Origin of the sequence: Moorena sp. SIO4A1 (assembly GCF_010672065.1) — a bacterium.
Classification (GTDB): domain Bacteria; phylum Cyanobacteriota; class Cyanobacteriia; order Cyanobacteriales; family Coleofasciculaceae; genus Moorena.
In genome coordinates, this window is record NZ_JAAHHX010000112.1 from 1 (window position 1) to 12,525 (window position 12,525).

The following is a 12,525-nucleotide window of genomic DNA, read 5'->3' on the forward strand; positions in this document are numbered from 1 at the left end:
ATAGGGAATAGGGAATAGGGAATAGGGAATAGGGAATAGGGAATAGGGAATAGGGAATAGGGAATAGGGAATAGGGAATAGGGAATAGGGAATAGGGAATAGGGAATAGGGAATAGGGAATAGGGAACAGGGAACAGCGGCTCTGGGAATAGGTAATAGGGAATAGGGAATAGGTAAAAAACTCTGTACCTCATGACTATGATAAAAGCTATAAAAAAAATCAGAATAGTTATATTAAAGTATATATAAAGTCGATTTTCGGTATTGTTTATACCCGTAGAATTATAGGAATTGGTATAATGGTGTTTACAAATTCAAGGGACGAAAGAATGCAGCGAGGTAGCGCGGTTTTGGAGAGCCAGTTGCTGATCTGAATCCCCATCTCCCCATCTCCCCATCTCCCCATCTCCCCATCTCCCCATCTCCCCATCTCCCCATCTCCCCATCTCCCCACACCTCCCTATCCCCACACTTCCCACACCTCCCACACTTCCCACACCTCCCACACCTCCCTCTCTTTCCCTGATCAGAAGTTCCCTATTCCCTGTTTCCTATTCTCTACCTGCAGCGCGATCGCATTAATTATTCTCTAGTCAGAGAAAATATTGACCAATTTTCATATCCGTAACAATAGGATAAAGTTTTGATAAAATTACTACATTCCATGGTGACATAGTACCCAATTTATGTCATCAATGAATAAAGGATTGTTTGACCGCAAAAACTCAAGCTCTTGGGGGAAGACTATAGTATAGTTCTGAGACTATGTCAGCAAAAGAATTTTGGTGGAGCATCTACGTCATTTAGATAGGTTTTGAAAAACGAAAAATCAAAACCCTGTAACTAATACAGCGGCAGATTGATCAGATTTTTCATTAGCTGTAATAATCGGTGCTTTTGTGAAGGTTTAGCATAGTAGTCTATTCTTGCCCATGACTCTGTAAAGGGTATCGGGATCATGGGGATTGAGTGGATATCAACTTGCTAGCGTATTACTTGCTGCCCAAAATTACCAACTAAAATTACCATAGCTTTAAACACAGATAAAGGTTGGAGACTACAAGACTATGACGAGAATTGAAGCCGAAAATTTTTCTAATATAACTAACTTTGTAACTACTGCTAATCCTGATGCCTCCGGGGGCGCACTAATCAGTCTATTTGATCCTGTTACTAATACTGCTTTCCCCCCTGGTACTGCTAGCACAAGCTTTAATCAGCCCACTGGTAGCTATGAAGTAATCATTGGCATCTTTGACGAAATAGATGGAGAAAGCACCGTCGATGTCAGGATTGGCAGTACCGTCTTTCCCACAATCACTCTTAATAATCCTTCCTCTACTGCTAGCGGTATCCCCGAAGCCTCCACTTTCGTCCCTTTGCAGATTAGCTCCAGCACGTTTATCCGTAATGGAGACCTGATCGAGGTTAAAGGTACTACTGATGGTGATGAATTCATCCGATTTGACTATATGGAGTTCAACCTGACCAACGAACTCCCGGTAGCAGTAGATGATACCGCCACAACCACTGAAGATACAACCGTTAAGATTAACGTCTTAGATAATGACAGCGATACTGAGGGAGACAGCACTCTAACTGTTATTAGTGATCCCAGTAATGGTAGTGCAGTAGTAGATGACAATGGTACTCCTGATGATCTAACCGATGATTTTATTACTTACACTCCGAATCCCGACTACAATGGACTGGATAGTTTTACTTATCAGTTAAACGATGGCGTTAACCCTGCTGACACCGCTACCGTTAACATTACTGTTACTCCTGTAAATGATGCACCAGATGGTACTGCTGTGGTTAACAATAACGGTACCTTGGATAATACTAATGATGACGTTATTACTGATACTCCTGATCCAGATTTCAGTGGGAATGATAGCTTGATCGATCAGGTATCTGATGGCAACGGCGGCCTTGATACAGCGATCGATCAGGTATCTGATGGCAACGGCAACCAAAATACAGCGACTGTTGATATTACTGTTAACTCGATCCCTACCTTTGTTCCTTCGACTCTGACTCAGAACCCTAACAATACTTTTACTATCACTAGTGACACCACTGGCAACGCTCAACTCCTATTCTCCTTTATTAGTCGAAACGCTACTAATGTCAATGAAATTGGAGTTTTTGTCACCGATGATGACCAAGGTACAGTTAATGGTATTGCTCCTGGTCAAGAAGGGTATGTGGAAGCGGCTCTATCTAATGCTCAGACTATTTTCTCTGTGCTGCTGAATCCTGAAGATAGTGGTCAAACTACTCGTCTGATTAACAATTTTGATGTAGGAGATCAATTAGGATTTTACCTAGTACAAAATAGCACGAAAGAGGCAGTGCTAGCAGGACAAAATGCTTCTGTATTCTTCGGTGATGCTTCCTTCAATAGCGATGGTTTAGACCATATCCAAAGCGAGACTAATAGTGACGGTGTCTTGACTTTAAACTTTGAAGATGCTGATGATCAAGACTTTGATGATTTAGTGGTAACGGTTCAAGACGCTTCGGCTTTGACTCCGATTGTGGGGACAGGGAATCCTCAGATTCAAGGGCAAGTGGAGCTACTGGATTTAACCGATGTGACTGGAACAGTAACACCTGAGATTGTGGTTAGTAGTCAAGCTGTGTTTGAGAATAGCTTTGGCTTTTATCAGGTTGATGATGCTAGTGGTAAAATTGGCAATCTCAATCCCGGTGATGCGGGTTATGCAGAGCTTGCAATCTCCAACCAGGTCGATTTAGCCAGTGGGCTATCCGGTGGAGTATTGTTAGCTCCGTTCCTAATTGCTAATGGCACTGTTGAAGAGTTCTTGACTCAGAATCCTACGAATCAGCAGGGTTCGGGTCTGAATGCTTACTTTAGTTTCTTGAGCGCTAACCCTGATCAATTTGATCACGTCCGCCTACTAGGGGACAATCGGTTTAGCTTCGAGGATACCTTTGGTGGTGGTGATTTAGACTATGATGACTTGGTAGTAGAGGTTATTTTCTGAATTTAATCGGGAGTCGGAACCCACCCCTAACCCCTCCCAGGAGGGGAACGGGAGTCGGGAATCGGGAATCGGGAATCGGGAATCGGAATTGGGTTGTTGGTAGAACAGGCAAGATGCCTGTGCCACACAACTTCCTGTTCCCTGTTCCCTGTTCCCTGTTCCCTGTTCCCTGTTCCCTGTTCCCTGTTCCCTAAGATGGATTCTGCCATCCTTCCACAATCGCCATGCCCACATTCACATAAGGATTATCCAATAATTCTTTAAGGGCTTCTTTCCCACCACTTTCTAAGGCACTAAGCAACCGTTGTTTAGTACTTGCTGGAATCGCAATATTCACAAACGCTGTCTTTTCTAAATCCGTGGCATTGGGGTTACTTTGCTCTAATTGTTTTAATAATTGTTGGATTTCGGCGGCGGCTTCGCTTAGGGTTTGGTTTTTCTCCGGGGCATAATTGTGTTTAGTTTGACTACCAATTTCTTGATTAACCTCACTTTGAGTCCCATCGACAAAGTTATTTTGAGACTGAGATCGATCGTATTGAAACTGATACTTGGAATGATAGTTGGAGTGATTAGAGTCTGAGGTTGATTCACTCATAGCGTTGTTTTCAACAGTGATAAGTCGGCTGGCTTGTAGTCTAGCAATTTCGATCAGGTCTTGGTAATGCTTCTGGTAAAGGGCAAGCACGCCATGGTTGTTGGTGGTTTGGGTTAGCTCTTGACGAGAATTAAACCGCTGGATGAACTGGTCACTGACGACATGGTCTTTGGTTTCCGCAGCCGATTGAATCAGGACTTCCCGTAATACCAGAGCTTGGTTAACCTCCAACAGGGTGGCCAGCAGCAGGTAGACACCGCGAAATCGGGGGTCACTCAAATGCTCGTGCTGACGTTCTCGATTCTCCGTTTTCAGGAAGGTCTGGACGATAAAGTATTCCTGGATTTTATCGTGACGAAATTTCCATTCTCGATAGGTACGACCAAACCCATCCTTCTGCTGACGAGTCAATACCATTTTATACCGTTCCATACACTGCAACTCATCCAAACAGTCGTTTTCTGGGATGGTAATTTGATCATGGAGGCGCATCTGATAGACCGTTTCAGCAAATTCAGCGAGGGGAAAGGGACAAAGGTGAATCTGTTGATAGTCCTCTGCCATGATCTCATACTGCTGCTGTTGCAAGTTGAGCAAATCCGGGTGTTTGCCCTGGGCCAACAGTTGCGCCACCAAGGTCAAATCCATGGGATTGGACAGAAACCGACGTACTGCGGCTAACTCCTGTTTCGATTGGGTTTGGTGGAGTTGGCTGGCCAGATAGTCGTCACAGGCTTGCTCGTACTCCACACCCGATACCGGGACATCCTCCGGCAAAATCCCTTGGCGAGAGGTGAGGAAATCGGCAATTTGCTGGCGCTTCAGGGGTTGCAGCACGTAGGTTTTGGCCGTCGCTGGGGGTGTCCATTCCAAGGGTTGGGTGGTGAGGATAATATGCCCCTGGACGTGATGCTCCACAAAGGTATTAATGGTAGCCCTGGTGTCTGGGCTGACTTCATTGAGTCCGTCAATGCAGATATCTAGGGTATTGTAGTTAATCAGGCTTTGTAGGAATTTAGGGTCATGGGCAGCGATGGGCAATTTAGCTTGAATCGCTTCCAGCACACCACCGGCACATTGGCTGGCTGGCAAGTACACCGCCAGCCGCCCCGAGGTTTTGACTAAATTCCGGAGAAACATGGATTTGCCCAATCCCGATTCCCCGACCAGAACCACGGGAGACTGGAGTTGGGCAATGGCAGTTTGAATCGGTTGGGTATGGGTGGCTCGTGTAATTTTAACGTGAGACTCGGGAAAGTAAGCCTGGGGATCGAAGCTATCTAAGCTAGCATCGGCCACCAGCACCTTACGGAAGGGAGCGAGTAATCGGTAGCGCAACCACGGAATCCAGGTCAGAGCGATGCTGATATAGCCTAAGCCCACAATGGTGCGAAATTTCCAGTCCCAGATTAGGCCTTGGACTTGCAGAGAACGAGGATAAATGATGATCAGCAACAACCAGCCACTGACATGGACTAGCCAAACCTGAAACCCAATCAGAAACCAGTGCTTTCCTTCTAAGGCAATAATTTTGGCATTGACGGCGGCAGCAAGTTGGGAGTCTATAGACTTAAGATTTTTGTAGTGTTTCTTGAGCAGATCCATATCTGCTTGCTTCCAGTTCACCTTGTTAACAACTATGGCAATCTGCCTTTCTAAGTCTTTGCGCAGTTTAGACAGAGGTTGGGTATCTTCCCAGATGTCGGCAAATAGGTTGAGAACGTCCAACCCTTCTTGGTGATTGATGACCCGAATTTCATGGGGATATTTCTCAGGTGAGCCCAGCCACTTGATTAAGAGCAGTGAGTCTTTTTCCCCACCACTGAGGAAATAGGCCAGAAAACGTAAGCTTGGTGCTTCTCTTTGGTACCGGTAAACTTCATTCAATACATAAAGTAAGTTTTTTACCTCAAATGATCCCATCCGCTCCAGAGCTTTTGTTGCACTATCACGGACATAACTCTCTGAGTCGGTTAAAAGTTTGGCGATTTGGGGAGCGTACTGAGATGGTGCTGCTCCCATCTCACCCAGAGCATATGCCGCAGAATGGACATTCCAATCTGATTCGGTTAAAAGTTCTAGGATTTGGGGAGCTATCTCAGATGGTGCTACTCCCATCCGCGCCAGAACGTATACCGCCCTAGCACGGACACGGTCATCTGAGTCGGTTAAAAGTTTGGCGATTTGGGGAGTGTACTTATAGGCCGCTGCTCCCATCTCACCCAGAGCCGATGCCGCCCTATGAGGAATATGGTTATCTGAGTCGGTTAAAAGTGGAATGATTTGGGGAGCGTACTCAGAGGCGGCTGCTCCCATGTTCCCCAGAGCCGATGCCGCACTATTACGGACCTTCCAATCTGAGTCGGTTAAAAGTTTGGCAATTTGGGGAGCGTACTCAGAGGCGGCTGCTCCCATGTTCCCCAGAGCATATGCCGCACTAGAACGGACATGACTATCTGAGTGGGTTAAAAGTTTCGCAATTTGGGGAGCGTACTCAGAGACGGCTGCTCCCATCTGACCCAGAGCCGATACCGCATGATAACGGACATCACTATCTGAGTGGGTTAAAAGTTCAACGACTTGGGTAGCGTACTTAGAGGCAGCTGCTCCCATCTGACCCAGAGCCCATCCCGCACTATAACCGACACTCGAATCTTCGTCGGTTAAAAGTGGAAGGATTTGAGAAGCGTAGTCTTTAGCTACTCCCATCTGACCCAGAGCCGATACCGCACTAGCAAGGACATCACTATCACTATCTGAGCCGGTTAAACGTTCAACGATTTCGGGAGCGTAGTCTTTAGCTACTCCCATCTGCCCGAGAGCTTTTGCGGCACTATAACTGACATTACCATCTGAGTTGATTAAAAGTTTGGCAATTTTGGGAATGTACTCAGAGGCGGTTGCTCCCATCTTCCCCAGAGCCAATACCGCACTATCATGGATATCACTATTTTCGTCGGTTAACAGTTCAGCAATTTGCGGAGCATACTTATAGGCCGCTGGTCCTATCTCACCGAGAGCTTCTGCTGCACTAGCACGGACTCTGGACTGAACCAACTTTCTCTCATTCTCGGTCTGATCCTTACTCTCATGCTTATAGGCCAATAACTCTGCAATCTGCTCAATTCTCTCGTTAGGAATCTCAAGGGGGTGCTTGAGTTGATCTAATTTATACCTAGACAATTTGTCCAAAGCTTTAACCCATACCTCAGGGTCGGGGTCATCCAGTGCTGCCACAATCCCCTTGAGCTGCCACGATTTTGGCTCAGGGTGTGATTCGTGAGAGTAAACGCATGGGTTAGCGTGACTCCCGTTAACAATCAAAAATACTGCTACTAGCAGTGCTAACAAACAACATAGGCACTGGGTAACAATAGTCTTAACGGTAGGGAAAAGCTTTGGGCGGTTGGCATCGCCTCTATGGGGCATGGTGATAGTTTCCCACGGAGTTAGTAAGGTCAATATATGAAAATGTTGGCGCTAGACCCTAAGTCCAGCAAGCCTTTGACACTACGATGCTCCCCGAAGGTTAGTTTTAATTATACCAATTTTAGTGACTATTATATAGAACAGGGAATCGGGAGTCGGGAATCGGGAGTCGGGAATTGGGAATCGGGAATCGGGAGTCGGGAGTCGGGAGTCGGGAGTCGGGAATCGGGAATCGCGAGTGTGGGAAGCATGGAGTTTATGGGAGGTGTGGGAAGTGTCCCCCCCTTGTTAAGGGGGGTTAGGGGGGATCCCCACCTATTTGACCTCGTGGCTGGAATTAGGTTCTTGGTAGAACAGGCATCTTGCCTGTGATCAATATTTTCCTCACAGCATCGAAGCCTATTCTACACAACTACTCCCGATTCCCGATTCCCGATTCCCCATTCCCTATGTCACAGGCAAGATGCCTGTGCCACACAACTATTCCCTATGTCACAGGCAAGATGCCTGTGCCACACAACTGCCTGTGCTACGGAATTACTCCGTGATCAAGAAAAATTAGAAACTTGGCACCAGGCATCAAGGCTTTCAGAGCCTGCACATAGCCCTTAGCATCAGCAGGGTTGTCGAACCGAGCGAAAACCATTGGTGGCATGGGTGGTAACAACCTCACCATCACCCATGGGTATAGGCGTCTATGGGACATAAAATTAAGTTATCTCCTGTAAGGGGGACCAAGAGCCAGCCTGCAGCCTGCGAAAACTCTTAGGCTGGCTCTTCCCATGGACTTTATTTTGTCCACATTTTTAGTTTACCACAAAAAATATTATATCATAGCATATTTTTAAGATTTTGTAACAAACTTTTTTTGAGGGAGTAGGGAGTAGGGAGCAGGGAGCAGGGAGCAGGGAGCAGGGAGTGTGGTAAGTGTGGTAAACAGGGTGAGTGTTCCCCCCGCTGTTTTGGGGGGTTAGGGGGGATCCCCAGTTGGGGTTTCGCTATTTTCAGCTGAAACAGGCAAGATGCCTGTTCCACAACCCTAAATCTTCTCCGTTCCCGATTCCCGATTCCCGATTCCCGATTCCCGATTCCCGATTGCCTACTCCCTACTCCCTACTCCCTTATTTAGCAGAAATAGAAAATTACTACTATAAAGACTTGATAAACTTAACCGAATACTAGTGACATTAACCAAAACTCATGACATCAATGAGTAAGGTATTTTTTGGAGAGCAAGGGAAGAGCAGGTATGGCAAAGCTCTTTCCTTTTTCTAGGGGATATTACGGGATAAATTTTTTCTAGCGATCGCTTCATTGTAATTAAGATTTTTATTTAAAAATATAAACAAGACGAAGGCAATAAATACTTAATAACCTTTCGGATCCAAGAATATTTTTAATTAAGATAAGAGCATCCTTAAAACTGTCTTATGGCATCTGACATTTTGCCATAAATCTGGAAAATAAATCCGGATATCTGGAGGTAAGTAGGTATTTATTTATTGGTAGATCATTAGATAAGCATTCAGCGTTGTGCTATCCACTATATGCTATCAGCTATTAATGATAAGTTCAACAGCAATTTTGCTATGACCTGGATGTAACGCCAGGGTCACCCGTAAAAACAAACCTATGGACTTATTCTCTTGATATCAAAGGCTATCAGCTATCAGCTGACCGCTGCTGAGGGCACCTCAAGTAGCGTGGCCAAAGGCCTTTAGCTAATAGCTGTTGGCGTAGCCTGCGCGTAGCGCATATGCTTACCATCATTGTCAACGTTAAGTGCCCACAGCCTTAGCAACCGAGGAGTTTTTTAAGACGAAATATTATGGCAAGATTTGAATTTGAAGACCCCCGCTTTACTCTAACTAATTTTACAGAGGAAAATAATACCGATGCATCAGGTGGAATAGTAATCCATTTACCTAATAGGAATAGTCAGGGCAGTGCTACGACTACAAATACAATCTTAGATTTGCCCAGTGGCACTTACGAGGTTATCTTAAACGTTGCTGATGAGACAGACGGGAATAGCCAATTCGATGTCACTATTGGTGATGAGACGTTTTCATTCACTCTCAATGATCCCAATCCTGGTGCTGGTACTTTACCTGATGCTGAGACTTTCAAGAATATAACCGTTACTGAAAGCATATTTATTGCCGAGGGCACTCAAATCACCATTAACGGGCAAAGTGACGAGAATGAATTTCTTCGACTTGACTATATTGACTTCAACCTGATTAATGAAGCTCCTGTTGCAGTAAATGACACTGTTAGTAATGATGGCAATCCCGAAGTTACCATTAATGTCTTAGCTAATGACACTGATGCTGAAGATGATGCCTTGACTGTGGTCATTGACGCTCAGGGCGGTAATGGCACAGCAGTAGTCAATCCAGATAACACCATTACCTATACGCCAAATGCGGACTTCACTGGGCCTGATACCTTCACCTACCAAGTCAGTGATGGTGTCAATGAAGTTACAGCTATCGTTAACGTTGATGTCACTGCTGTTAATCAACCTCCAGTACCCACCGAGGATACTGTTACTATTGCCGTAAACAATGCAGTTAATATCAATGTCCTAGCTAATGACACTGATGCTGAAGATGATGCCTTGACTGTGGTCATTGACGCTCAGGGCGGTAATGGCACAGCAGTAGTCAATCCAGATAACACCATTACCTATACGCCAAATGCGGACTTCACTGGCACTGATACCTTCACTTATCAGCTCAGTGATGGTGTCAATGAAGTTACAACTACCGTTAGTGTTGATGTCATTGCTAATGAAGCTCCAGTACCGGTAGAGGATACTGCGACCACTGCACCAAACACTGCAGTTACTATCGATGTCCTAGCTAATGACTCTGATCCTGAAGGGGATGCTCTGACTGTAACCCTTGACCAGCAGAGTGCTAATGGTACGGCAGAAGTCAATCAAGATGGTACCATTACCTATACGCCAAATGCGGACTTCACTGGCCCTGATAGCTTCACCTACCAGATAGATGATGGCATCAATGATCCAGTCACAGCTACCGTTAACGTTAATGTCACTGCTGCTAATCAAGCTCCAGTAGTGACAGGCGGTAACAATACTGCTACCACTGAGCCAAACACTGAAGTTACCATTGATGTTCTAGCTAATTACTCTGATCCTGATGGAGATCCGCTAACCTTTACCATTGTCACGGATCCAACCAACGGTACGGCAGCAGTCAATGATAATGGCACTCCGGATAATCGCACAGATGACTTTATTATCTATACGCCCAATGCCGACTTCACTGGCACTGATAGCTTGACTGTCGAGGTAAGCGATGGCAATGGCGGTAGTAGCACAGCCACTATTGACATCACCATTGAAGAGAGTACTCCTGTCGGTCCGGTATCCTCGACTCTGACTCAGAATGCCAATAATACTTTCACGATTACCGGCGACACGGCTGGAACATCCCAACTCCAATTCACTCTTACAGGTCGCGAGGCTGGTGAGGTCAGTGAAATTGGAGTATTTGCTGTTGATAGTGCCGAAGGTACAATCAATGGCATTGCCCCTGGTCAGAGTGGTTATGTACAAGCTGCTCTATCTCAGGCTAAGACAATTTTCTCTGTTCTCCCTGACGGTTTAGGTAGTGCTCAACCCACCCGCATCATCGACAATTTTGACGTCAACGATAACCTGGTATTCTACGTAATCCAAGGTGGCTCTAAAGATGGGGTGCTAGGGGGACAGGATCCTACCTCCAACGTATTCTTTAGTGGTGCTTCATTTAATAGCGATGGTCAGAACCATGTACAGGTCACTGACAATGGCAATGGTTCGTTAACCTTGGGCTTTGAAGATGGCAATGACTTCGACTACAATGATGCCACTGTAGTTGTCTCAGACGGTTCAGGTTCGACTCCGCCAGTGGGAGTAGGCACTACCCAGATTCAAGGGCAACGGGAACTGCTGGATTTGAGGGACGTGACTGGTACAGTTACTGGTAGTCTTGTGGTCAACAGTGAAGCTTCTTTCAATAATACCGTTGGCTGGTATCGGATTGATGATGAAAGTGGCACAGTTAACGGTATTAGTGTTGGTAATGCTGGTTATGCACAAGCTGCACTATCCAATCGGGTAGACTTAAGTGCTGGAGTATCCGGTGGGGTAATACTGGCTCCATTCCTGATTTCCGATGGTACAGTAGCGGAGTTCCTAGCTGATAATCCTTCTAATGCAGATCAAGAGGATTCCGACCTGAATGCCTTCTTTGCTTTCGTGGGGGCTAACCCAGATGGAGTTGACCACGTTCGCCTGCTAGGGGATAACACCTTTGGTTTCGAGGATCTGTTTGGTGGTGGTGACCAAGACTACAACGATGTGGTAGCACAGGTTAACTTAACTGTTGTCTAAGTGTTGTCTAAGTAGAGTGTGTTAGTAACGCACCCTACAATTACTCCTACAATTACTCAAGCAGATATAGCTTACAAGCCTCAGGATCAGCTGAGGTTTTTTTTGTTTCATCCCATATTTTCACTGTTAAAATTAAAAAGCAAATAGCACTATAGCAATTGCAATCCTATCTATATGAACTCCTATCGTCGATTTAACCTAACCTTGGCAGCAGTTACCTTTCCCAGTTTATTTGGGTTTGGCTTATTGAACGCTGCTGTTGACCCTTACGGAGTTATAAATAGCCCAGAGTTACCCGGTCTAAATCAGTTAAAACCTGAACAATTTAACCATGTTAGACTATTCAAGGCTATAGATGTTATTCGTAATGAACCCAAAATCGTTTTGTTAGGTTCATCACGAACTGACCTGGGACTTAACCCAAACCACCCAGGACTGGAACCAGGAAAGTCCGGATACAATTTGGCACTAGTTGGTCCAAATATGTATGAAGTTAAACGTTATTTTGACCATGCTCTAACTAATCAACCGGATTTAAAAACCGTTGTGATTGGTATTGACTTTTTCATGTTCAATGACTTGAAAACTAATGCTCCAGATTTTAAGGAAAGTCTTATTAATCAAGAAACTATTCCCCTGCAAGAGTTGATTAATTCGACCCTATCCCTAAACGCGCTTAATGCTAGTAGAGCCACTCTAAGTTCTAGTATCAATTCAAAGGCTTACTTTCTCTATGATGCCAATGGTAGGCGTTTTATTTATAACAATAAGCCCGATCAACCTTTACTAGGAAGGTTTAAGGACATGCTCAAGGGCTTAATGACCAGTGAGGGCTATTATAAAGAATATCGACTTTCCGCTAGTTTTTTGAATGATCTTCAAGACATTGTCGATACCTGTAAGGAAAAAGGGATAGAGCTAAAAGTATTTATATCACCATCCCATGCTACTCAATGGGAAAGTCTTCGGGTTACCAGACTGTGGCCAGTGTTTGAAGAATGGAAACGTCGGTTAGTGGAGATTACACCAGTGTGGGATTTCTCTGGCTATAACAGCATTACCACAGAAGCGATTAG

10 protein-coding genes are annotated in these 12,525 nt (G+C 45.2%); 5 read left to right on the forward strand and 5 right to left on the reverse strand.

Annotation, left to right across the window (positions count from 1 at the left end; translation table 11 throughout):
* Together F6K53_RS33660 and F6K53_RS33665 are read right to left on the reverse strand one after the other, a co-directional pair.
* Positions 1 to 194 (reverse strand): hypothetical protein (locus tag F6K53_RS33660; RefSeq protein WP_293083706.1); only part of this gene is annotated, 194 nt, incomplete at its 3' end.
* A 120-nt stretch (positions 195 to 314) separates the two neighbouring features.
* Positions 315 to 446, reverse strand: a complete 132-nt coding sequence (locus F6K53_RS33665) for a hypothetical protein (RefSeq protein WP_293066683.1) — start codon at positions 444 to 446, stop codon at positions 315 to 317.
* Between the two features lie 621 nt (positions 447 to 1,067).
* Between F6K53_RS33665 and F6K53_RS33670 the strand changes: the two genes are divergently transcribed.
* Positions 1,068 to 3,014 (forward strand): DUF4114 domain-containing protein, encoded by a 1,947-nt coding sequence (locus tag F6K53_RS33670; RefSeq protein ID WP_293083709.1) that lies wholly within the window; start codon positions 1,068 to 1,070, stop codon positions 3,012 to 3,014.
* Here the strand turns inward: F6K53_RS33670 and F6K53_RS33675 are convergent.
* Both F6K53_RS33675 and F6K53_RS33680 read right to left on the reverse strand, forming a co-directional pair.
* On the reverse strand, positions 2,976 to 3,248 hold the full coding sequence (locus F6K53_RS33675) for a hypothetical protein (protein WP_293071771.1): 273 nt from the start codon (positions 3,246 to 3,248) through the stop codon (positions 2,976 to 2,978). The two genes, F6K53_RS33670 and F6K53_RS33675, sit on opposite strands and share 39 nt — an antisense overlap.
* On the reverse strand, positions 3,205 to 7,074 hold the full coding sequence (locus tag F6K53_RS33680; RefSeq protein ID WP_293083712.1) for a HEAT repeat domain-containing protein: 3,870 nt from the start codon (positions 7,072 to 7,074) through the stop codon (positions 3,205 to 3,207). Before F6K53_RS33680 ends, F6K53_RS33675 begins: the two co-directional genes overlap by 44 nt.
* Positions 7,075 to 7,403: 329 nt before the next feature.
* Here F6K53_RS33680 and F6K53_RS33685 point away from each other — a divergent pair, with 329 nt between their 5' ends.
* Positions 7,404 to 7,589, forward strand: a complete 186-nt coding sequence (locus F6K53_RS33685; RefSeq protein WP_293020047.1) for a hypothetical protein — start codon at positions 7,404 to 7,406, stop codon at positions 7,587 to 7,589.
* On the opposite strand, the gene F6K53_RS33690 is transcribed toward F6K53_RS33685, so the two are convergent.
* Positions 7,571 to 7,747, reverse strand: a complete 177-nt coding sequence (locus tag F6K53_RS33690; RefSeq protein WP_293071773.1) for a hypothetical protein — start codon at positions 7,745 to 7,747, stop codon at positions 7,571 to 7,573. The genes F6K53_RS33685 and F6K53_RS33690 overlap by 19 nt on opposite strands.
* A gap of 281 nt (positions 7,748 to 8,028) precedes the next feature.
* On the opposite strand from F6K53_RS33690, the gene F6K53_RS33695 reads away from it, so the two are divergent.
* From F6K53_RS33695 to F6K53_RS33705, 3 genes are all read left to right on the forward strand, one after another.
* On the forward strand, positions 8,029 to 8,223 hold the full coding sequence (locus F6K53_RS33695; RefSeq protein WP_293071774.1) for a hypothetical protein: 195 nt from the start codon (positions 8,029 to 8,031) through the stop codon (positions 8,221 to 8,223).
* Between the two features lie 646 nt (positions 8,224 to 8,869).
* Positions 8,870 to 11,449, forward strand: a complete 2,580-nt coding sequence (locus tag F6K53_RS33700; RefSeq protein WP_293071775.1) for an Ig-like domain-containing protein — start codon at positions 8,870 to 8,872, stop codon at positions 11,447 to 11,449.
* A gap of 174 nt (positions 11,450 to 11,623) precedes the next feature.
* Positions 11,624 to 12,525, forward strand: a 902-nt coding sequence (locus F6K53_RS33705; protein WP_293083715.1) for a hypothetical protein, incomplete at its 3' end; no start/stop codon positions are given.